Origin of the sequence: Amycolatopsis sp. lyj-23, assembly GCF_046549135.1 — a bacterium.
Taxonomy (GTDB): Bacteria; Actinomycetota; Actinomycetes; order Mycobacteriales; family Pseudonocardiaceae; genus Amycolatopsis.
In genome coordinates, this window is sequence record NZ_JAJPWN010000011.1 from 355,771 (window position 1) to 377,057 (window position 21,287).

Consider the following 21,287-nt stretch of genomic DNA (forward strand, 5'->3'; position numbering starts at 1 on the left):
GTGACGGGAAGCGAGACGGGGTTCACCCCCGCGGCGGCCACTCCCGGTTCTCCGTGATCAGCCCGTGCTCACTGGCGACGTAGTGGAAGTACGGCCGCCCGAGGTCGTCGGTGCCCGTGAACAGCGTCTTCGAACGGCCGTCCGCCTCCGTGTTCACGCCGTTCGTGCGGGCCAGCACGCCCGATGAGGCCAGCCACTCCCGCGATCCGCGCACCGGGCGCCAGCTCCGGCCGTCGCCGGTCAGGTCGGCCAGGGTCTTCGTCATGTCCACCGCACCGGAGATCCGGAGGTTCTGGTCGTCGGTGATGTTCGCGGTCGCGTCGGTGGTCAGCGGGTACGACCAGGTGTGCCGGGCCGCCGAGAGCACCCGGCCGTCCCGGGTGGACACCGACGTCTGCTGGCCCGAGTCCGCCTGGACGACGTGCTGGGTGAAGCCGCCGCCGGTGACGTCGTCGGTGTTGCGGTAGTCGCGGGTGCGCTCCACGCGGGTGTGCACCCGGCCCGCGGACGTGTCGACGTAGCCCGCCGTGACGTCGTCGCGCTTCGCCGTCACCGTCACCTTCACGCCGCCGGTGGTGTCCTCGACCGTCGTCCGCCGGGCCGGGGCCGGCGCGACGCCGGCCTGGGTCAGCGCACCGGACGTGCGGGCCGCGTGGTGGTCGGTGTAGAGCAGGAGCGTCGGGACGACGGTGAACTCGCCACCGATGTCCGGGAACGAGAAGGACAGGTCGTGCCGGCCGCCGTCGACGAGCCGGCCGGCGAACGGCGTGACGTCGTAGGCTTCCGAATGCAGGCTGAACGTGTCGATCGCGACGACCGGCCGCCACAGCTGCGGCACGATCCCGCCGGAGTAGATGTGCGGGAAGGTGAACGCGCTCCCGGCGGCGGTCCCGTCGATCGCGAAGTCCGCCTCGCGGTACGGGCCCTTGCCGCAGAGGCCGGCCGCGGGGTACTTCGCGGCCACGGCGTCGGGGACGTCGTCGAACCACTGCTCGTCGCAGGCGTGCCCTTCGAGCGTGACCTCCAGGACGGCGCGGGTGATGTTGCGCGGCAGGCCCTCGGCGGTGAAGTGCACGGTCGGCGCGGCGGGGGTCGCGTCGGCGTGCCCCAAGCCGGCGACGTGGTCGGGCGTTTCGGGTGCGGGGTGCCGCTGGTCCGCCTGGTAGTAGGTGAGCGTCACGGTCTGGGCGTAGACGCCGGTGTAGACGGCCGAGGTGTAGTTCTCGACGCCGCCGTGGAAGGGCTGCGGGGTCCGCAGCAGCGCGGCGTACGGCGTCAGGTCCTTGTCGAAGTGGTAGGTGATCGCGCGGCGGCCCTCGCCGCTGGGTTCCTCGGTGGTCCCCCACCAGACCTCGGTGCCGCCGATCCGCAGGTCGCCGATCCGGTCGTACTGCCGCCCGCGCACGGTGACGGTCTGGTCCATGACGACCTTCGCCCACGGCCCGGGGCAGGCCTTCGGCGGGGCCAGGGTGCCTTCGTAGTACTGCGGGCTGCCGTCGGCGGCGTTGGAGCGGAAACCGTCGGCGAGGGTGACGCTGCAGTGCGGCGTGTCCGGCCTGCCCACTCCGGGCGCCGCGGTCACCGGGTTGTCGGTGTCGCCCTCCACGATCGGCGCGGCCGAGGCGACCGCCCCGGAGAGCACCAGGTCAGCACCAGTGACAGGACGATCGTGAAGATCCGCACCCGGACTCCTCCCAGCGGCAGGCCCACCCGGCTGGGAGCCTAGCGGCGTGATCGTGCGACCAACGTCGGTAATCGCCTGATGAAACGTTTCAGATCGTGTTAGGCTCACGGCTCTCAGCGAGGGGGTCCGGTGGTCGGCATCAAGGACGTCGCCAAGCGGGCGGGCGTTTCGATCGGCACGGTGTCCAATGTGGTCAACCGACCGCACGTCGTCGCGGCCGCGACGCGCAGCCGCGTGCTCTCGGTGATCGAGGAGCTCGGGTACGTCCGGGACGAGTCCGCCCGGCAGCTGCGGGCCGGGCGCAGCCGGGTGCTGGGCCTGCTCGTGCTCGACCTCGGGAACCCGTTCTTCGTCGACGTCGTCCGCGGGGCCGAGGAGGCCGCGCACGCCGAGGGCCTCAACGTCATCACCTGCAACAGCGGGCAGCGGTCCGAACTGGAAGCGTCCTACCTGGCGATGTTCGCCGAGCAGCGGGTCCGCGGGGTGCTGCTGAGCCCGGTCGCGACCTCCGGCGAAGCCCTGCGGACGTTCCGGCGCACCGGCACGCCGCACGTCTTCGTCGACCGCAAGGCCCCGGCGTCGGAGGCCAGTTCGGTGTCGGTCGACGACGTGGCCGGCGGGGCGCTCGGGGGACGCCACCTGCTCGAGACCGGGCACCGGCGGATCGCGTTCGTCAACGGTCCCGCCATCCTCGCCCAGTGCCGCGACCGCGAGCAGGGGCTGCGCACCGCGCTGGCCGGCTCGGGCGCGGAACTCACCGTCCTGGAAGCGATCGGGCTCGACGTCCCCTCCGGCCGCGACGCCGGCGCGCGCCTGCTCGGCACCAGCCCGCGGCCGACCGCGGTGTTCTGCGCGAACGACCTCCTGGCCCTCGGGGTGCTGCAGGCGATGGTCGGCGCGGGCGTCCGCGTCCCGGACGAGATGGCCATCGTCGGCTACGACGACATCGAGTTCGCCGGCGCGGCGGCCGTCCCGCTGACGTCGGTCCGCCAGCCGGCCCGCCGCCTCGGCCGCACGGCCGCGGAACTGCTGCTGGCCGAGACGTCGGAGGCGAAACCGGAACGGCAGGCCGTGGTCTTCACCCCGGAGCTGGTCGTGCGCGAATCGACCCGGGTGCGCCGCTGACTCAGGTCGCGGCGAACAGCCGGTAGTTCAGCACGAGGTAGCCGCTGTGGTCGCCGGAGGAATGCAGGTCGTTGCCGCTGATCCAGCCGACGGTGCCGGCGGAGGTCCGCACGCAGTACTCCGTCCCGGGGCCCAGCGCGAAGTTCGCACCGGGGACCGGCTTGTCCTCGGCCACCGCCTTCGGGCACCCGGTGCTCGCCTGCCTCTCCCCGCCGCTGTAGGAGTAGATCGCCGACCGGGTGATCATCACCCCCGGGTCGACGAAGTAGACGTCGATGTCCCCGTCGGGGCCACCGGCCTTCTCCGCGTGCGGGACGGCCGTGTCGAGGTCGGCGCCGGTGCCGGCGTCCAGCCGCACCTGGGCGGAGACGTCGCCCGGCGGCGCCGCGCCGGTCGGCGCGTCCGGCGGTTTCGCGGCCGTGACGGTCACCGTCCGGGTCGGCGCGGCGGCCGCACCCTGGTCGTTGCCGACCTTGTAGGCGGCGAAGAGCCCGCCGATCAGGGCGGCGATGACCGTGGCCAGCGCGGTGACCAGCGTTCCGCGGCGGCTGATGCGCGCCGCCTGGACCGTCGGGTCGACCGGCTTGCGTTCGCTTCGCAAACTTCTCCCCTTCGAAGTAGGGCCGCACCGGGCCGGCCACGAGTGGTGAGTCTCGGATCCGCGCCGCACCGTTACGGCGGAGGGGCCGGCCGGGCAATTCGGTTGGCATCCCCCGGCCCGTTGGGCAAGCTTGCGGATCATGGCGTCCAGGTGGGTGCGGCTGCAGGCCGTCGCGGTGTCCGGGTCCTCCGCCGAAGGCCTGGTACTGGCCGCGATTCCCCTGCTCGCGGTGTCCGTCACCACCGATCCGCGCGAAGTGTCGCTGATCAACGTCGTCGGCGAGGCGCCGTGGCTGCTGCTGTCCCTGTTCGCCGGGGTGCTGATCGACCGGGTGCGCCGGACCACCGTGCTGGCCTGGTCCTACGCCGTGCTGGCCGCGGCCGCCGTCGTGCTCGCCGCCGTGGCCTCGGCCGGGCTGCTCAGCCTGCCCGTGCTGCTGGTCGTCGCCTTCGTGACGACCTCGGCGCGGGTGCTCGGGGACGGCGCCAGCGGCGCGCTCGTCCCGGAGGTCGTCGGCCCCGGCCGGCTCGCCCACGCCAACGCGCGGCTCACCGTGATCGACCAGGGTGTCGTGCGGTTCGTTGTGCCGCCGCTGACCGGGTTCCTGATCGCGGTGAGCGGCGGGGCGCCCGCCTGGCTGGCGGTGGCCTGCGCGCTGGGCGCGCTGGCGCTGGCCCACCGGATCCCGTCGCAGTCGGTCGTGGCGGCGTCGACGCACCCGCTGCGCGACCTCTCCGGCGGGCTGCGGCACCTGGTGCGGACCCCGCTGCTGCGGTCGATCACGCTCAACGTCGCCCTCGGCTCGTTCGCCGCCAGCGCCGGCAACTCGATGTTCGTGCTGTACGCGACCCAGGTGCTGCACGTCGGCCCGGTCGGCTACGGCCTGCTGCTCGCCTGCCTCGCCGTCGGCTGGGTCGCGTCCTCGTTCGTGGTGCAGCAGGTGGTGGACCGGCTCGGCTACTCGTGGTCGATGCGGTTCTCACAGGGCTTCGGGGCCGTGGTGACGCTGCTGATCGCCGTCGTCCCGCCGTGGCCGCCGCTGGTCGGTCTCGTGCTGGTGTCCCTGACGGCGACCGTGCTGATCTGGAACGTCTGCTCGCAGTCGAGCCGGCAGCGCTTCACGCCGGCGCCGCTGCTGGGCCGGGTGCTCACCAGCCACCGGGCGCTGGCCTGGGGCCTGACGCCGCTGGGCGCGCTGACCGGCGGCCTGGTCGCGGCGCACTGGAGCATCCGCGCGGTCTGGGTGGTGGCCGCGGGCATCCAGGCCGTCAGCGCGGTGCTCGTGTGGTTCCAGCTGTCCCCCGCCGCCTTCCGGCAGGCCGAAGCGGTCGCCGCGGCCCGGGCGTGAAACCCGGGTGGTGCGCCGGGTCGGGGCACCGGCACACCACCCGGAGGTCCTAACCGCCCAGCGCCAGCGCCACCGCGCCCAGCAGCGCCGCGTCCTGGTCGAACCGGGCGGGAACGAGCTGGGGCGGGAACGGCACCGCGTGCGCGAGCCGGTCGGCCAGCGCCGGCAGCAGCACGTCCGCCGAGCGCACGAGCCCGCCGCCGACGGCGATGCGCTCGGGGTCCAGGGCGATCGCCAGGTTCGCCACGTGCATCGACAGCTCGTCGAGCGCGGCCGTCACCAGTTCCTTGGCCTCGACGTTCTCCTTGGCCAGCGCGAACAGTTCCCCGGCGGTGACCGGGCGGCCGAGCAGTTCGCTCGCCCGGCCGCCCAGCCCACGCCCACCGACGGCTTCCTCGAGCGGCGCCGCTCCGCTCGCGAAACCCTCGGTGTCCTGCGGCGAGAGCAGGTTGTACCCGATCTCGCCGGCAGCTCCGTTGGCGCCGGTCAGCAACCGGCCACCGACCAGCACCGCGGCCGCGATGCCGGTGCCCAGTGAGAGGAACACCGCCGGGTCGGCCCCGGCGAGCGCGCCCCAGCGCCACTCCGCCAGCGCCGCCGCCTTCGCGTCCGTGCCCACCGAGATGGCCAGGCCCGGGAACTCCGCGGCCACCAGCTCCGCCAGGTGCAGTTCCTCCCACCCGGGCACGTTCGGCGCGAGCAGGATGCGGTCCGGCAGCACGATTCCCGGGCTGACGACGCCGATGCAGGCGGGCACCGCGCCCTCGTCGGCCAGGAGGGCCCTGGCCGCGGCGAGCGCGCGCACCACCACCTGCTCGGCCCCCGCGTGCGCGTCGGTGTCCAGCCGGCGGGTCGCCAGCAGTGTCCCGTCGCGGTCGGCGAGCCCCAGCGCCACTTTCGTGCCGCCGAAGTCGATCCCGAGAATCCGTTCCCCGCTCACGCGTGCGCCCCTCCTGTCCCCCGGACCACGATCCGGCCCGTGTTGAACCCGTCGACGCTGATCACCGGCACCGCGCCGCACAGGTCGCCCGCCTGGTAGCGGACGGTCAGCGTCTGCGACTGGCCCGGCCACAGCGTGATGTCGTTGTCGTCCCAGGTCGCGTTCGCGAGCTGGTTGTCCCCCGGCGCCTCGCGCCCGTCCGGCGTCCCGCGGCGGACGTCGGCCCGCAGGAAGAACGCCGCGCCCGGGGTCTTCGCGGTGTTGGTGACCGTCACCGTGGTGACCAGGCCCGTCCCCTCCGGGTGCGTCGACGCCACCGCGCTCACCTGCGACTTCGGCAGGTTCTGCAGCGCCTGCAGGTTGCTGTACTGCGACAGCGTCGCCTGCGGGTTGCCCAGCGTCTTGGCCCAGTCGACGACGTCCTTCTGCGTCGAGAGCCAGTAGACGTTCCGGTCGACGACCTTCCCGCCCCGGGTGACCTGCAGCTCGACGAAGTAGACCTGCGCGGGCGCCGGAGCCTTCGTCTCCGCGGGCACCTTGGGCTTCAGGACCCCGGTGCGCACGCCCTGCGACCCCAGTGAGAGCCCGGACGCGGTCTGGTCGTCGAGGACCTTGCCCGCGGTGTCGATGACGCGGGCCCGCACCGAAAGCCCGGACTGCGTGGCCGCACCGAGGTTGTCCAAGGTGACCGACCCGTTGTCGTAGCCGTAGAGCGCGTGCAGCGGCTTGTTGGCCTTCTGGGCGCCGAAGTACGCGCCCGCCTGGTCGCCGTCGTCGTTGTAGAGCGACCACAGCAGCGTCGGCCAGCCCTTGTTGAGCTGCCAGTAGACCACGCCGGTGGCCGGGTTGGCCTTGTCCGCCGAGTGGTGCAGGAACGCCTCGAACTGCGAGCGGGTGTTCTCGTAGTTCGCGATGTTCGCCAGGTCCACATAGGACTCCAGCGAGCTCCACTTCCCGTACCGCTGCCGGATGGACTGGTCCAGCGTGTACAGCGTGCCGAACGCGTAACCGCCGTGGCCCGGCTCGAAGTTCGCGTGGTACTGGTTGTACGCCGGGTCCTGCCACAGCTTCGCCTGCTCGGCGGGCGAGAGGAACCGCTTGATCGAGTCCAGCGTCGGCACGGTGTGCCCGGCGCTCTGCTCGCTCGCGAAGCCCCAGGCGCCACCCGCGTTCGTGCGGCTGTCGTCGGACGCGTCGAAGTGCGAGCTGTCGTACCAGTACGACGGCGGGACCCAGTCGTACGGGCCTTCCTTCTCGCCGGAGTTGCCCAGCGTCGGCGTGCTCTTGTACTCCGCCGAAGCGATCACCGGGACCTGGAAGTCCTCCTGCTCGAACGCGGTGAGGACGGCGTGCTCCTGGTTCGGGAACGGCTCGTTGTCGCTCCAGCCGTAGTTGAACACGCTGGGGTGGTTGCGTTCCCGCTGCGCGATGCTCACCGAGGAGTCGTGGATGATCCGCAGGTCGCGCTCGCCGAGCTGCTCGGCGGTGTCGGGCTGCCAGGCGTCACAGCAGAGGAACCCGCCGATGACCAGCAGGCCGGCGCGGTCGGCCTGGTCGTAGAAGTCCTGCGGCATGTCGTGGCCTTCGAGCCGGACGCCGGACAGGCCCAGGTTCTTGATCAGCGCGATCTGGTGGGCGGTGTCGGCCTTGTCGTAGCGCAGGAACAGGTCCGGCGCGAAGCCGCCGCCGCGGAAGACGAAGTCCTTGCCGTTGATGGTGAACTGCCGCGCGCCTTCCGGGAGCGCCGCCGACTTCCCGACCAGCCGAGAGGTCACCGTGCGGATGCCGAAGGTGCTCTTCGACGACGTCGACAGCACGCCGTCCTGCGAGACGGCGGTGGTCAGCGTGTACAGCGGCTGGCCGCCCATCGAGTACGGCCACCAGACCTGCGGGTGGGCGATCTTGACCGGCGCGAAGGCCACGGTCTGCTTGGAGTTCGCCGGAATCGTGACGCGCTGCTTGACGACGATCGGCGCGCCCGCGGGCGGGGTGATCGTCGCGGCGACGTCGCCGGTCTGCGGCGCGGCCGCGTTGTTGGTGACGTCCAGCTTCACGGTCAGCTTCGAGCTGGCCAGGTCGGGCGCGTTGTCCTGCACGACGTGGGCGTTGTCCCCGGTCAGCGCGTCGGACACCTGCAGGGTCGGCGGGAACTGGAGGCCGGTGTCGTTGTCCGGCGGGATCTGGCTCCAGTCGACCTGGTCGAGGGTGTACATCTTCAGCGGGTCGTTCGGGTAGACCTTGATCGCCAGGGTGTTGCGGCCCGGCTTCACCAGCTTGGTGACGTCGAAGGTGTGGCCGGCGAACGCGCCGCTCACTATGTCCTTCGTGGCGACGAGCGAGCCGTTCACCCAGACGTCGCCCTCGCCGACGATGCCCGGGATGGTCAGCTTCGCGTGCTGGCCCGGCCGGATGTCCGGGGTGAAGTCGGTGCGGTACCACCACGGGTCGGAGAACGGCTTCGTGACAACCGGGCCGAGCTTGTCGACGTACCCGAAGCACTTGCGCAGGTTGTCGGAGTAGAAGACGTCCGGGCACTTCCCGTTCTGCACCAAGGCGTTGATCTCGGTGCCGGGCGCGCCGGCGTCGTCCGGCTTCACCGGCAGCCAGCCGCGGGTGGCGTACCCCGGTGTGGAGACCTTCTCACCGCCGTCCTTGACGCTCGCCGTGGTCAGGACCTGCCAGCCCTGCAGGCCGATCGTGCTGAGCCCGTGCGGTTTCGCGACGGCCTGCGTGTCCTGGGCGGCCGCGGGTCCGGCCACGGTGAGCACGCCGGGGACGAGCAGCAGCGCGGCGAAGACCGCGAGCTTCCGGCTCATGCCTGAGCCCCTTCCGGTTCGGTGGCGAAAGCTTCCTTGATCTCCTTGGGGCCGAACGGCCAGGTGCGCTCGGTCTTGGCGTAGGCGAGGTACGCGAGCGCGCCGACGGCGATCCAGCCGAGCGAGAGCCAGATGGAGAGCCAGTCGGCCGAGACGTAGATGTAGACCCAGCCGATGAGGGCGATCACCGTCGGCACGGGGTACAGCCACTGCCGGTACGGGCGCCTCAGCTCCGGCTGGCGGCGGCGCAGCACGATGATCGCGGCCACCTGGGCCAGCGACTGGATGATGACCAGGGTCGCGACCGCCGCGTTGATCACCGTGGTCAGGTCGAACAGCGAGCCGATGATCGTGATGGCGCCCATGGTGAGCACGCCCGCGGTGGGCAGGTGCAGCTTCGGGTGCAGCTTGCCGAAGACGGGCAGGAACACCTTGTCGCGCGCGGCTTCGAACGGCACGCGGGAGCCGCCGAGCAGCCCGGCGAAGACGGACCCGATCGCGGCGATCACGATCAGCACGGTGATGGCCTTCGCCGTACCGGTGCCCCACACCTGCTCCAGCACCGACGACGCGACCGACTTCGCATCCTTCAGCTGCTCCAGCGGGATCGAGCCGAGCACGCCGACCTGCAGCAGGAAGTACAGGCCCATGATGCCGAGGATCGAGAAGATGATCGAACGCGGCAGGGTGCGGCCCGGGGTGCGCACTTCGCCGCCGAGGTAGGCGGAGGTGTTGTAGCCGAGGTAGTCGTAGATGGCGATGATCAGGCCGGCGCCGAGGCCGCCCCAGAACGTGCCGTCGCCGGCGGAGCTGAACGCGCCCGGGGTGAAGGCGAACGCCTGCGCCGCGCTGAAGTGCGAAAACGCGGCGACGATCGTCGTCAGGACCGCGGCGAGCATGATGACGAACAGGACCGTGGTGAGCTTGGAGATCTGGCCGATCTTCCGGAACAGCGCCACGATGATCAGCAGCGTGATGCCGACGCCGATGATCTTGCCCAGCGCCGTCGTGCCGTCCGCGTCGGTGACACCCGGGATCAGGTAGCCGAGGTACTGGACGAGCCCGATGATGCCGGTCGACATGATCAGCGGGATGAACAGCACCGCGCTCCAGACGAACAGGAACGGCATCAGCCGCCCGGTCCGGTACTGGAACGCCTCGCGCAGGTAGAGGTACGTGCCGCCGGCACCGGGCATCGCGGCCCCGAGTTCGGCCCAGATGAGCCCGTCGGCCAGCGCGACGATCGCCCCGATGACCCAGCCGAACATCGCCTGCGGGCCGCCCATGGTGGCAACCATGGCGGGGATCGTGACGAACGGGCCGATGCCGCACATCTGGGTCATGTTGATCGCGGTGGCCTGCAGCGGGCCGATCCTGCGCTCAAGGGCGGGCGGTTCCCCGGATCGAGTGGGTGAACTCACGACGTGCCTCCGACTAGTAGTTAGTAAAGTTTCTTAACATAGAACGCGCGGGGTCGAAAGGGTTCCGCCGGTAAAGTTGCGGCAACTCAGGAGGACGTGTGGGGCAAAACGGGCCGCAGGCCGGAACCCCGGCACACATGCGGGCGCTGAACCAGCGGCTCGTCCTGGAGCGGCTGCGCGGCCACGGCGAAGCGACCCGGCCCCAGATCGCCGCCGACACCGGCCTGTCGAAACCCACGGTCGGCCAGGCGCTGCTCGACCTGGAGCAGCACGGACTGGTCCGCACCACCGGGCGGAGCCTGGCGGGCCCGGGCCGCGCGGCCGTGGTCTACCGGGCCGCCCCGGACGCCGGGCACGTCGTCGGCGTCGACATCGGGCGGCGCGTGCTCCGGATCGCCGTGGCCGACCTCGAAGGCAGCATCGTCGCGCGGCTCGACGAGCCCAACCGGTGCCGCTCGGCGAGCGCCCTCGTGCGCACGGTCGGCGGATCCGTCGCCCGCGCGGTGGCTTCGGCCGGGCTGGCACCGCACGAAGTCGTCTCGACGGTGGTCGGCACGCCGGGCGTCCCCGACCCGGCGGCCGGCACGGTGCACCGCGCGCCCAACCTGCCGGGCTGGGAGCGGCGCGGGGTGCTGCACGAACTGGTCTCGGCGCTGGCCGGCGCGGGGTCGGACGTGGTGGTGGAGAACGACGCGAACCTGTGCGCGGTCGGCGAGCACGCCCTCGGCGCGGCGCTCGGCGTCGACGTGCTGGTGTGCCTGACGGTCGGCACCGGCATCGGCATGGGCCTGCTGGTGGACGGAAAGCTCTTCCGCGGCGCCCACGGCGCGGCCGGCGAGATCGCGGACCTGCCGTACGGCCCGCTGCCGTCGGGAGCGGGCGCCCGCCGCCCGGGCCCGATCGAGTCGGCGGCGGCGGGCCACGCTGTGCTGGCCGCGGCGCGCTCGCTGGGGCTGGCGAAGGCGAGGTCGGCGAAGGACGTCTTCCGCCTGGCGCGCGCGGGCGACGAGCTCGCCGTGCGAGTGGTCGAAGAGGAAGCGGAGAAGCTGGCGTACGTGGTCTCGGCGGTGACGGCGGTCCTCGACCCGCGCCTGATCGTGCTGGGCGGCGGCATCGGCGGCAACGCGGACCTGCTGGCCGAGCCGATGCGCCGGGCACTGGCGGCGACGATCCCGGCGGTGCCGGACATCGTGGCCGGCCAGCTGGGCGAGGACGCGGTACTGGCGGGCGCGATCGCGACGGCACTGGGCACGGCCCGCGAGCTGGTGTTCGACCGCCGTGGCCTGCCCCCGGCCGCGGGCAGCGCCTGAGCGGGCCGCCCTTCGGCGGCGGATCTAGTCCGACGGTCCCCGCAGGGGCAGCACCACCCACAGCAGGTACTCCACCGCCGTGGCCTGCCCCCAGCCGCGGGGGCACCTGAGCGGGCCGCCCTTCGGCGGCGACGGACCTAGTCCGACGGTCCCCGCAAGGTGAGCACCACCCGCAGCACGTACTCGACCGCCGTGCGGAACGCCGGGCCGCGCAGCTCGCCGCGGTCGGCCAGGTTCCGGGACGCGAACTCCAGCTCCCGCTCCGGGCCACCGCGGCGGACCACCAGCGCCGCGATCTCTTCGAAGTCGAGATCCGGGTGGTCCAGGCGCGTCAAGGCGAATTCGATGATCAGTTCCTCCGCCGTCACACGCACCCCTTCCGCTTCCTCCAGCCTACCCGTGACCCGTCTCACCAGTGTTACTGTACCGTCCAGACGGTATAGTAAGCGGCATGACCGCCACCCTGACCACGTCCGCCCCGCCGTTGAGCCCCCGGCGCCGCTGGGCCGCGCTGGGCGTCCTCGTCGGCGCCGTGCTGCTGCTCGCGGTCGACGGCACCGTGCTCTACCTGGCGGTGCCGTCGCTGACCCGCGAACTCGCGCCGACCGCGACCGAGATCCTCTGGATCGGTGACGTCTACTCCCTGGCGCTGGCCGGGCTGCTCGTCACGGCCGGGAACCTCGCCGACCGCTTCGGCCGCAAGAAGGTGCTGCTCATCGGCACCACCGCGTTCGGGCTCGCCTCCGCGCTGGCCGCCTTCTCCCCCACCGCCGGCGTGCTCGTCGTCGCGCGGCTGCTGCTCGGCGTGGCCGGCGCGACGATCATGCCGTCCACGCTGTCGCTCATCCGGACGCTGTTCACCGACCCGCGCGAGCGCACCCGCGCCATCGCGATCTGGTCGGCCGGGTCGGGTGGCGGCATCGCGCTGGGCCCGCTCGTCGGCGGCATGCTGCTCGAGCACTACTGGTGGGGCTCGGTGTTCCTGATCAACGTGCTGATCGTCGTCGTCTTCCTCATCGCCGGCGCGTGGCTGCTGCCCGAATCGCGTGACCCGAACCCGGGGCGGTTCGACCTGCTGTCGGCCGGGCTGTCGCTGGCCGCGATCGTCCCGCTGGTCTACGCGGTCAAGCACGCCGTCAGCTCGGGTCTCGACGTCCGGGTGGGCGCCGCCGCTCTGATCGGGCTGCTCGCAGGGGTCCTGTTCGTCCGCCGCCAGCGCCGGGCGGCCGATCCGCTGATCGACGTCACGCTCTTCCGCAACGGCGCCTTCAGCGGCGCGGTGCTCGCGAACTTCATCGCGGTCTTCGCGTTGATGGGCCTGCTGTTCTTCTTCTCGCAGTACCTGCAGCTCGTGCGCGGGTTTTCGCCGCTGCAGGCCGGGTTCGCGGAGATGCCGGCGACGCTGGCCTCGATCGTCGTCGTGGCCGCGGTGGGCGTGATCACCGGACGGCTGGGCCGCGGCCGGGCGGTGGCGGCGGGCCTCGCCGTCGCCGCGCTGGGCCTCGCGCTGGTCTCGCTCGCCGAACGGGCGCCGCAGTACTGGTGGCTGGGCCTGACGCTGGTGCCGGTCGGGCTCGGCGTCGGGCTGGCGTTGACGCTCACCGTCGATTCGGTGCTGTCCGCCGTCCCGCGGGACAAGGCGGGCTCGGCGTCGGCGATCTCCGAAACCGCCTACGAACTCGGGGCGGCGCTGGGCATCGCGATCCTCGGCTCGCTGGTGACCGTGGCCTACCGCGCGTTCCTGCCGTCCGGCCCGGTGCCGGGCGAGGTCCGCGACTCCCTCGCCGGAGCCGCGAGCGTGCTGGACCCGGCGTCGGAACTCGCCCACGCGGCCCGGGAAGCGTTCACCGGCGCCATGCAGGTGACGTCACTGGCGGCGGCCGCCGTCACCGCCGTCGCCGCGGTGATCGCCTGGCGTACGATTCCGTCCGGAAAGGACTGACCATGCCCCGCAAGGCCGGCCGCAGCCCGGAGGAGACGCGCCGCACCCTGCTCGACGCCGCCGCGGCGGTCATCCGCAGCCGCGGCGTGTCGGCCTCCCTCGACGACATCGCGCGCGCGGCCGGCGTGTCGAAAGGCGGGCTGCTGTACCACTTCCCGGCCAAGGACGCGCTGGTGCGCACGCTGGCCCAGGACCTCCTGGACGCGTTCCGCACCGAAGTGCAAGCAGCGCTCGACCCGGCCGACACCGCCCCCGGCCGGCTGACGCGCGCGTACGTCCGGGCGTCGCTGGACACCTCCTACGACGAGGTCGCGGTCCGCGAGAACATCGCCCTGATCGCCCTGCTGATCTCGATCCCGGAGGTCGCGGAGCTCGCCCGCGAGGACGCCCGGCGGTGGGAGCGCGAACTCCACGACGACGGCCTCCCACCCGAGGTGGTGACCCTGGTGGTCGCGGCGGCCGACGGCGCGAGCACGGCGCCGCTGTGGGGCGTCGGGCTCGACGTCGCCGCCGCGCGGGAGCTGGAGCAGCGGTTGCTCGCCCTGACCCTCGAGTGATCGGCCCGCGCCGGTGTCAACCCGACTTTGGTGTTGGGAAATCACCACTTCCCACGCCCTACGTTAGTCGGCTCCGGCGAAGGTGACTTGGCGGTAAATTCTCGACAGCGCGCGCAATTCCGGCAAATCCCCGTCCCCCACGAGGAGTCTTTCCGATGTCGAGGAAGTTCGCCCTGGCCGGCGCCGTTGCGCTCGCCCTGACCGTCACCCCGCTCGCCGCGGGGACCGCGTCGGCCGCCACCGAGCAGCAGGCCGCCGTCACCACGGTCTACTACAGCACCTCCAGCGCACCGTCGTTCCGCTCGGTGATCAACGCCGGAGCCGCCAACTGGAACAGCAGCGTCACCAACGTCCGGCTGGTCGAGCGCAACTCCGGTGGCGCGAGCCTGCGCTACACCGAGGGCAACGACCCCCGCGGCTCCTACGCCTCCACCAACGGGCACGGCAGCGGCACCATCTTCATCGACTACACCCAGGCCCGCCAGTACAACCCGACCCGCATCGCGGCGCACGAGACCGGGCACGCCCTCGGGCTGCCCGACCACTACTCGGGCCCGTGCTCGGAACTGATGTCGGGTGGCGGCCCCGGCCCGTCGTGCACCAACGCCTACCCGAACGCGACCGAGCGCTCCCGGGTGAACTCGCTGTGGGCCAACGGCCTCGTGGCGACGAACCAGCAGCGTGCGGTCGAAACGATCTACGGCTTCTGATCGGTCGGCGTGCCGGTGGCCTCCGGGTCACCGGCACGCTCCGGCGGCTCTTCGGCCACTTCGGCGAGCCGCCAGCCGCCACGCCGGCGCAGCACGACGCCGTAGTACGCCGCCGCCAGCACCACGATGCCCGCCGTCACGAGCAGGCTCGGCCGGCCCACCGCCGGGTCCAGCAGGTTCTGGTAGACCACGAAGACCAGCACCGCGAGCGCCAGCAGCGGCGCCACCGGGAACCACGGCATCCGGTACTTCGCGTGCGCCGTCGCGCCCGTGCGGCGGCCGTTGATCGCGCCGAGGCACAGCGCCGCGTACACCACCACGATCGACGTGCTCGTGACCACGAGCAGCAGCTTCGGGTCGACGTAGCAGAGCAGGGCCGCCACGGCACCCGTGCCGGCCGTCGCCACCCACGGTGTGCCGAAGCGCGGGTGCACCGCCGCCAGCGCCCGGTTGAGCGCGCCCGGCCACGCCCGGTCGCGGCCGCTGCTGAACACGAGCCGCGAACTGATCAGCACGATCGCCAGCACGGCGTTCATGATCGCCAGCGCCACCGCGAGGCTCAGCACCGTGTCCAGCGTGCCGCCGCCGCGGGCGGAGATGAACGCCGAGAGCATGTTTTCCGCGCCGAAGAGCTGTCCGAGGTCGGGCGCGCCGAGCAGCACGGCCGTCACCGGGACGAGCTCGGCGACCACCGTGACGGCCAGCGCGAGCAGGATCGCGCGCGCGATGCCGCGCGGGGCGTCCTGGGTCTCTTCGCCGAAGTAGACCGCCGAGCCGTAGCCGTTGTAGGCGAACATCGCCACGGCCATCGCGATCGCGATGGCGCCGACGGTGGCCGGGCCGCCGTCCGCGGCCACCGGGTGGACGACCAGGTCGGTGACCGGCCGCGCCGGGTGCAGCAGCCCGAGCGCGCTCACCACCACCAGTGCGAGGAGCTCGATGGCCAGGAAGATCCCGGTCACCCAGGCGTTCACCTTGATGTCGAAGACGCCGACCACGGCGGCCAGCACGCACGTCACCGCGGCGACCGTCGGCCCGGGCAGGGCCGGCCACAGCACGCCCAGGTAGGTGCCGACGCCCAGGGCGATCACCGCGACGATCAGCACCTGCGTGATGATCATCAGGCCCAGCACCGCGAACTCGGGCAGCCGGCCCAGGGTGCGCGCGACGATGGCGTACTCGCCGCCGGCCACCGGGAACGCCGAGGCGAGTTCGGCGTAGACGAACGCCATGAAGACGCCGACGACCGCGGCCGCGGCGAAGCTCAGGAACGCCCCGGTGCCGGCGCCGGTGAGCACGCCCGGCGCGATGATGAACACCGACGACGCGGGGCTGATCGCCGAGAGCGTGATGAGCAGGGTGCCGAGGGTCCGCAGTCCGCGGCGCAGCGCCGGTGTGGTCACGATCGGGCCTCCAGTTCTTTGAAGCTCCTTCGATAAACCAAGGTGACCACGGATCAAAGGCTTCTCCAACCCGTAAGTCAAGTACTTGCTTTTCTCGAAGATCCTTCGAAGAATGACCGGCATGGCACGACCGAGCAGGGCCGCGGAACGGCGGGCCGAGCTGATCGCCGTGGCGCGGAACGCCGTCGTCGAGCGCGGGGTCCTCAACCTGAAGCTGCGGGACATCGCCGACGGCGCCGGGCTGTCGTCGGGCTCGGTGCTCTACTACTTCCCCACCCTCGCCGACCTGCTGCAGGAGGTGCAGCGCGAAGCCGTCGAACGCTTCTGCACCCAGCGGGAAGAGGCCGCCCGGAGCGGCACGCCGGGTGAGCGGCTCGCCGCCACGATCCGCAGCGGCCTGCCGTCCGGCCCGGACGACGAACTGTGCGTGCTGCTCTACGAGCTCGGCACGATCGCCCGCCGCGATCCCGCCCACGCCGCCCGGCACATCGCCCTCTACGAGCGGCAGGTCCGGATCTACACCGGGATCCTCGAGGCCGGCGCCGCGACCGGCGAGTTCACCCTGACCGCCGACGCGGTCGCGATCGCCCGGAACCTCGTCGCCCTCGAAGACGGCTACGGCCTGCACCTCACCCAGGCCGTGCCGACGCTGGAGCGGGCCACCGCCGAAGCGATGCTGCTGTCCTACGCCCGGACCGCCTGTGCACTGGAGGACCTGTCATGACCCGTGCCCGCGACCTGGGTATCGCGCTGCCCGGCCGGCCCGGCACGCACAACGCGCTCACCGACGTCCCCGGTGTCGAAGTCGGCTACACCACGCTGGTCGAGGGCGCATCGGTGCGCACCGGCGTCACCGCGATCCTGCCCCGCGGCCGGGCGGGCTTCGCGGTGCCGTGCGCGGCCGGGACGTCCTCGCTCAACGGCAACGGCGAAATGACCGGCACCGCGTGGCTCGCCGAGACCGGGTCGCTGACCCTGCCGGTGCTGATCACCAACACCCACGCCGTCGGGCCGGCCCACCGCGGCGTGATCGACTGGGTGGTGCGCGAGCGTCCCGACGTCGCGGCCGAGTGGCTGCTGCCGGTGGTCGCCGAGACGTGGGACGGCTACCTCAACGACATCAACGCCCCGACACTCCGCAGTGGACACACGGTCGCGGCGATCGACGCGGCCCGTCCGGGCCCGGTCGCCGAGGGTTCGGTCGGCGGCGGCACCGGGATGACGTGCTACGGCTTCAAGGGCGGCACCGGCACCGCGTCCCGGGTCGTCGCCCACGGCGCGGACGAGTACACCGTCGGCGTGCTGGTGCAGGCCAACTTCGGCAGCCGGCGCGAGCTCACCGTCGCGGGCGCGCCGGTGGGGCTGTCCCTGACCGGGGACAACCCGATGGAGGACTGGGCGCCCGCCCCCGCCGGCGCGGGCTCGGTGATCGTCGTCGTGGGCACGGACGCGCCCCTGCTGCCGGGCCAGTGCACGGCGCTCGCCCGCCGCGTCCCGCTCGGCCTGGCCCGCACGGGCACGACCGGCTCCCACTTCTCGGGCGACCTCTTCCTCGCCTTCAGCACGGCGAACCCGGGCGCGCTGACCAGCACGTTCCCGCGCACGGCCGCGGCCGAGTACGAAAGCCTGCGGTTCGTGCCGTGGGGCCGGATCGACCCGTTCTTCGAGGCCGTCGTGCAGGCAGTGGAGGAGGCGGTGCTCAACGCACTGGTGGCCGGCCGCGAGACGACCGGCCACCGCGGCCGCCGGGTGCCCGGGCTGCCGTTGTCGCACTGGCTCGGCTGAGGCGGCCGTCGCGATCGGCGGAGTTGTACGCCTAGCTTGCTAGCATGCTAGCCTTCGGTCGTGGGCGATGACGACGTCAAGCAGTTCAACGTGTACCTGCCGGTCGGCCTGATCCGGCAGGTCAAGCACCGGGCCATCGAGACCGAACGGTCGCTCTCGGCGCTCGTCGCCGACGCGCTGCGCGCCTACCTCGCGACCGGACCCGAAGAGGAGCACTGACATGACGACCGAGGGCATCGAGGCGATGTACCTGGAGACGCACAACTGGGGCAAGGCGGCGAAGTTCTTCCAGGCCCTGGGGTACGAGCTCGAATTCGCGACCGACCACAACTCCGGCCGGCTGCGCCACGGCGACGGCCCCTGGGTGTTCATCGCCGAGGTACCCGAAAGCCGGGAGCCGCGCACGCAGGTCGTGTTCAAGGTTCCGGACGCGGACGCGTTCGCGGCCGACGGCATCGTCGAAGTGGTCACCCCATTCGAAGAAACCCATTACGGCACCAGGGAAATGACCGTTCGGGACCCGGACGGGCGGACGTGGACGCTGTCGGCGCCGGGGAAGGCGTAACGGTGGCCGCGCCGGACAGCACGGCGGTGCGGACCGCGCTGTGGCGGGCGCTGCACGTCGCGGTCGATCCGCCGCCGCACGTGTTCACCGACGAACTCGGGCTGCGGCTGGCGGACCCGGGCGACGGCTGGCGGCACCGCGACGACATGGACCCGGCCACCGCCGGCCGTTACCGGGCCGGCATGGTGGCCCGCGCGCGGTTCGTCGAGGACCTGGTCACCGCCGAGGCCGCGCGGGGTGTCGGCCAGTACGTGATCCTCGGGGCCGGTCTCGACACCTTCGCCCAGCGCCGCCCGGAAACCGCGGCGCGCCTGCGGGTGTACGAAGTGGACCAGCCGGGGCCGCAGGCCTGGAAGCGGGCGCGGCTGGAGGAGCTCGGTTTCGGCGTGCCGGACGGGCTGCACTTCGTGCCGGTCGACTTCGAGACGGCGTCGTGGTGGGAGCGGCTGGCGGCCGCGGGATTCGCGGCGGACGAACCGGCGGTCGTGGCGTCCACCGGCGTCAGCATGTACCTGACGAAGGAGGCGAACGCGGCCACGCTGCGGCGGATCGCCGGCTTCGCCCCGGGTTCCACGCTGGCGATGACGTTCATGCTGCCGGCGGAGCTCCTCGACGACGGCGAGCGCGCCCGTCACCAGGCCACCGCGAGCAAAGCGAAGGCGGCGGGGACGCCGTTCGTCAGTTCGTTCGCCCCGGACGAGGTGCTGGCGATGGCCCGCGAGGCCGGGTTCTCGCACGTCAGGCACATTTCGGGAGCGGAACTGAACGCGCGTTACTTCGCCGGCCGCACCGACGGGCTGCGGATCGCGCGGGGTGAGGAGTTCCTCGTCGCCACCACGGGAGCTACGGCCGGGGCTGCTGCCCGAGGTAGGCCCGCAGCATCGTCTTGACCGGCTCGAGCAGTTCGGGGGCGCCGTCGCCGCGGAAGACCTCCTGGATCACCGCGTCGGCGGCGAGGAACGCCGTGCGGCACGCCACCGCCGCCTCGTAGTCGTCGCGCAGGAGGTGCTGCGCGACGAGGATGCGGTGCACGCCGGTGGCCATCACGCGCTTGTGCGCGAGGTCGGCTTCGCGGGTTCCGTCGGTGAGGCCGCGGCCGAACCACAGCGCGCGGAAGCCGGGTTCGGCGCGGTAGAGACCGGCGAAGGCGTCGACGAGCAGGCCGACGGGATCGGCCCAGGTCTCGCGCGCCGCCTGCTCGGCGACGGAGTCCATGAGGTCTTCGAGGCGGGCGAGGTAGAGCTCGCCCAGGGCCTCGGTGATGGCGTCGCGGTCCGGCAGGTACTGGTAGAGGGCACCGACCGAAACCCCGGCTTCGGCGGCGACCCGGGTCGTCGTCAGCGCTTCCACGCCTTCCTCGCCGAGCAGCCGGTCGGCGGCCGCGAGCACCTTGGCCACCTTCTCCCGCGAGCGCGCCTGGCGCGGCACCCGGCGCAACCGGCTATCCGTCATCCCGTCCCCAACCTGAACGCGACTTTGATTCGGATATTTTAGCCTCGGCCCACGCAGTCGGCAGCACGGTCACCCGGCTCAAGGCGGCCTTGGTTGCGTTGAATCAGCACTGCGGAGGAGAGCGCCTCCGCCGCCCACCCCGCCTCGCAGCTCAACCGCGGCGGAGCAACCTCTCCCGCACTCCCCGGCGCCGCACCGGCAGGCGCCCGGCCACCGCGTCCTCCAGCAACGCCCCCACCGTCTCCCTCGCGCACGCCTTGTTCGCGCCGATCCCGCCCGACGGTCCGCGCTTGATCCACCCCGCCACGTACACCCCCGGCCGCCCGGTGACCCGGCCCGCCGAGTTCGGCACCGTCCCCGTCTCCTCGTCGAACGGCAGGCCCGGTACCGGAACTCCCCGGAAGCCCGCCGCCCGGATCGCGCGGCCCGCCGCGATCTCGACGGCACCCTCCGGGCCCGAGGCCACCACCGCGCGGACTTCCGTGTCGCCGCCGAAGGCCACCGGGGCCGAGTGGAACCGCAGCACGATGCGGCGGCCCTCCGGCGGGGGCACCGACCAGTCCACCCGCTCTCGCGGCACCCCCTGCAGCCACGCCGCCTTCTCCCCCGGCTCGGCGCCGTCGACGGCCGCGGCGATCCGGGGGTCGTGCGCGTCCACCACCAAGCCGCCGCGGGCCGCCAGCGCCAGGAGTTCCGGTTGCGTGTACGCCGCCGTCTCCGGGCCGCGGCGGGCCAGGAGCACCACCTCGCGGACCTTCGACGATCGCAGGCGCGCCAGGGCTTCCGGCGCGATCGACGTCGCCGAGAGGGTCTCCGGGTCCGCCGTCAGGATGCGGGCGATGTCCAGGGCGACGTTGCCGATGCCCACCACGACCACGCGTTCGGCCGAGAGGTCGACGGCGGCGGGCTCGACGTCCGGGTGGCCGTTGTACCAGCCGACCACCGTCGCGGCCGGGAGGCTGCCGGGCAGGTCCTCGCCCGGGATGCCGAGGCGCCGGGCCTCGGTGGCCCCCACCGCGTAGACCACCGCGTCGTGCCGGTCGGCCAGGTCGGGGCCGGCCGGCACGCCCAGCCGCAGGCGGAGGCGGGGGTGGTCGTGGAACCGGGCGAACGTCTCGCCGATCTTCTTCGTCGACGGGTGATCCGGTGCGACGCCGTAGCGGATGAGGCCGCCCGCCACCGGCAGGCGGTCGACGAGCGTCACGCGGGCGTTCGTGTGCAGCAGCAGGTCTTCCACCGCGTACATGCCCGCCGGGCCGGTGCCGACGACGGCGACGTCCAGCGGCGCGAAGTCGCTCGGCAGCACCCGCGCGAACGACGGCGGGGCCCACCGGTGGAAGTTCGGGGCCACCGAGGTCTCGGCCAGCACGTCCCGGCCCGCGTAGTACTCGGCGTTGAGCTGCTCGTAGGCCCGCAGCGGCCCGGTCAGGTCACCGGCCGGGAAGATCGCGTCGACCGGGCAGGCGTCGGCGCAGGCGCCGCAGTCGATGCAGGTGGCCGGGTCGATGTAGAGCAGGTCCGTCGTCCCGAAGTCCGGCTCGTCCGGCGTCGGGTGGATGCAGTTGACCGGGCAGACCGACACGCACGTCGCGTCGGTGCAGCAGGTCTGGGTGATCGCGAACGCCATG

At 72.5% G+C, this 21,287-nt stretch carries 19 protein-coding genes and 1 pseudogene; 11 read left to right on the top strand and 9 right to left on the bottom strand.

The window, feature by feature from the left end:
• Positions 1–22: 22 nt before the first annotated feature.
• Positions 23–1,683, bottom strand: a pseudogene (locus tag ACLJPY_RS28480) (peptide-N4-asparagine amidase).
• A gap of 130 nt (positions 1,684–1,813) precedes the next feature.
• Between ACLJPY_RS28480 and ACLJPY_RS28485 the strand changes: the two are divergent.
• Positions 1,814–2,809, top strand: coding sequence for a LacI family DNA-binding transcriptional regulator (locus tag ACLJPY_RS28485; protein WP_410592988.1), 996 nt, complete (start codon positions 1,814–1,816; stop codon positions 2,807–2,809).
• A gap of 1 nt (position 2,810) precedes the next feature.
• Here ACLJPY_RS28485 and ACLJPY_RS28490 read toward each other — a convergent pair whose 3' ends face one another.
• Positions 2,811–3,410: a hypothetical protein gene (locus ACLJPY_RS28490; RefSeq protein ID WP_410592990.1), complete on the bottom strand. Its 600-nt coding sequence runs from the start codon at positions 3,408–3,410 to the stop codon at positions 2,811–2,813.
• A gap of 130 nt (positions 3,411–3,540) precedes the next feature.
• Between ACLJPY_RS28490 and ACLJPY_RS28495 the strand changes: the two genes are divergently transcribed.
• Positions 3,541–4,758, top strand: coding sequence for an MFS transporter (locus tag ACLJPY_RS28495; protein ID WP_410592992.1), 1,218 nt, complete (start codon positions 3,541–3,543; stop codon positions 4,756–4,758).
• Positions 4,759–4,807: 49 nt separating this feature from the next.
• Here the strand turns inward: ACLJPY_RS28495 and ACLJPY_RS28500 are convergent, their stop codons facing one another.
• The 3 genes from ACLJPY_RS28500 to ACLJPY_RS28510 are packed head-to-tail and all read right to left on the bottom strand — an operon-like array spanning position 4,808 to position 9,935.
• Positions 4,808–5,698, bottom strand: coding sequence for an ROK family protein (locus tag ACLJPY_RS28500; protein WP_410592993.1), 891 nt, complete (start codon positions 5,696–5,698; stop codon positions 4,808–4,810).
• Positions 5,695–8,514, bottom strand: a complete 2,820-nt coding sequence (locus tag ACLJPY_RS28505) for a glycosyl hydrolase 2 galactose-binding domain-containing protein (protein WP_410592995.1) — start codon at positions 8,512–8,514, stop codon at positions 5,695–5,697. The genes ACLJPY_RS28500 and ACLJPY_RS28505 overlap by 4 nt, the downstream gene beginning before the upstream one ends.
• Entirely contained in the window at positions 8,511–9,935 is a 1,425-nt protein-coding gene (locus ACLJPY_RS28510) for an APC family permease (protein ID WP_410592997.1), read from the bottom strand. The genes ACLJPY_RS28505 and ACLJPY_RS28510 overlap by 4 nt, the downstream gene beginning before the upstream one ends.
• Positions 9,936–10,072: 137 nt before the next feature.
• Between ACLJPY_RS28510 and ACLJPY_RS28515 the strand changes: the two genes are divergently transcribed.
• The gene (locus ACLJPY_RS28515; RefSeq protein WP_410592999.1) at positions 10,073–11,245 is read left to right on the top strand and encodes an ROK family protein; all 1,173 of its coding nucleotides are present in this window, start codon (positions 10,073–10,075) and stop codon (positions 11,243–11,245) included.
• A gap of 137 nt (positions 11,246–11,382) precedes the next feature.
• Here ACLJPY_RS28515 and ACLJPY_RS28520 read toward each other — a convergent pair whose 3' ends face one another.
• Positions 11,383–11,613, bottom strand: coding sequence for a hypothetical protein (locus ACLJPY_RS28520; protein ID WP_410593001.1), 231 nt, complete (start codon positions 11,611–11,613; stop codon positions 11,383–11,385).
• 83 nt (positions 11,614–11,696) lie between these two features.
• Here ACLJPY_RS28520 and ACLJPY_RS28525 point away from each other — a divergent pair, with 83 nt between their 5' ends.
• The 3 genes from ACLJPY_RS28525 to ACLJPY_RS28535 all read left to right on the top strand — a co-directional run bounded on the left by ACLJPY_RS28525 (position 11,697) and on the right by ACLJPY_RS28535 (position 14,454).
• On the top strand, positions 11,697–13,187 hold the full coding sequence (locus tag ACLJPY_RS28525; protein WP_410593003.1) for an MFS transporter: 1,491 nt from the start codon (positions 11,697–11,699) through the stop codon (positions 13,185–13,187).
• Between the two features lie 2 nt (positions 13,188–13,189).
• Complete coding sequence (locus tag ACLJPY_RS28530; RefSeq protein WP_410593005.1) at positions 13,190–13,744, top strand: TetR/AcrR family transcriptional regulator; 555 nt, start codon at positions 13,190–13,192, stop codon at positions 13,742–13,744.
• A 155-nt stretch (positions 13,745–13,899) separates the two neighbouring features.
• Positions 13,900–14,454: a snapalysin family zinc-dependent metalloprotease gene (locus ACLJPY_RS28535; protein ID WP_410593007.1), complete on the top strand. Its 555-nt coding sequence runs from the start codon at positions 13,900–13,902 to the stop codon at positions 14,452–14,454.
• Here ACLJPY_RS28535 and ACLJPY_RS28540 read toward each other — a convergent pair.
• Positions 14,442–15,857 carry an APC family permease gene (locus ACLJPY_RS28540; RefSeq protein ID WP_410593009.1) on the bottom strand — a complete coding sequence of 472 codons (1,416 nt, stop codon included), beginning with the start codon at positions 15,855–15,857 and terminating at the stop codon, positions 14,442–14,444. The two genes, ACLJPY_RS28535 and ACLJPY_RS28540, sit on opposite strands and share 13 nt — an antisense overlap.
• Before the next feature lie 121 nt (positions 15,858–15,978).
• On the opposite strand from ACLJPY_RS28540, the gene ACLJPY_RS28545 reads away from it, so the two are divergent.
• The 5 genes from ACLJPY_RS28545 to ACLJPY_RS28565 are packed head-to-tail and all read left to right on the top strand — an operon-like array spanning position 15,979 to position 19,097.
• Positions 15,979–16,581, top strand: a complete 603-nt coding sequence (locus ACLJPY_RS28545; RefSeq protein WP_410593011.1) for a TetR/AcrR family transcriptional regulator — start codon at positions 15,979–15,981, stop codon at positions 16,579–16,581.
• The gene (locus tag ACLJPY_RS28550) at positions 16,578–17,642 is read left to right on the top strand and encodes a P1 family peptidase (protein WP_410593013.1); all 1,065 of its coding nucleotides are present in this window, start codon (positions 16,578–16,580) and stop codon (positions 17,640–17,642) included. Before ACLJPY_RS28545 ends, ACLJPY_RS28550 begins: the two co-directional genes overlap by 4 nt.
• Positions 17,643–17,702: 60 nt before the next feature.
• Entirely contained in the window at positions 17,703–17,861 is a 159-nt protein-coding gene (locus tag ACLJPY_RS28555; protein ID WP_410593015.1) for a ribbon-helix-helix protein, CopG family, read from the top strand.
• A gap of 1 nt (position 17,862) precedes the next feature.
• Entirely contained in the window at positions 17,863–18,207 is a 345-nt protein-coding gene (locus ACLJPY_RS28560; protein ID WP_410593017.1) for a VOC family protein, read from the top strand.
• Positions 18,208–18,209: 2 nt separating this feature from the next.
• Positions 18,210–19,097, top strand: coding sequence for a class I SAM-dependent methyltransferase (locus ACLJPY_RS28565; RefSeq protein ID WP_410593080.1), 888 nt, complete (start codon positions 18,210–18,212; stop codon positions 19,095–19,097).
• Here the strand turns inward: ACLJPY_RS28565 and ACLJPY_RS28570 are convergent.
• Positions 19,051–19,659 (bottom strand): TetR/AcrR family transcriptional regulator, encoded by a 609-nt coding sequence (locus ACLJPY_RS28570; RefSeq protein ID WP_410593019.1) that lies wholly within the window; start codon positions 19,657–19,659, stop codon positions 19,051–19,053. The genes ACLJPY_RS28565 and ACLJPY_RS28570 overlap by 47 nt on opposite strands.
• 151 nt (positions 19,660–19,810) lie before the next feature.
• A complete protein-coding gene (locus tag ACLJPY_RS28575; protein WP_410593021.1) occupies positions 19,811–21,286 on the bottom strand; it encodes an FAD-dependent oxidoreductase in 1,476 nt (491 codons plus the stop codon).
• Position 21,287: the final 1 nt, after the last annotated feature.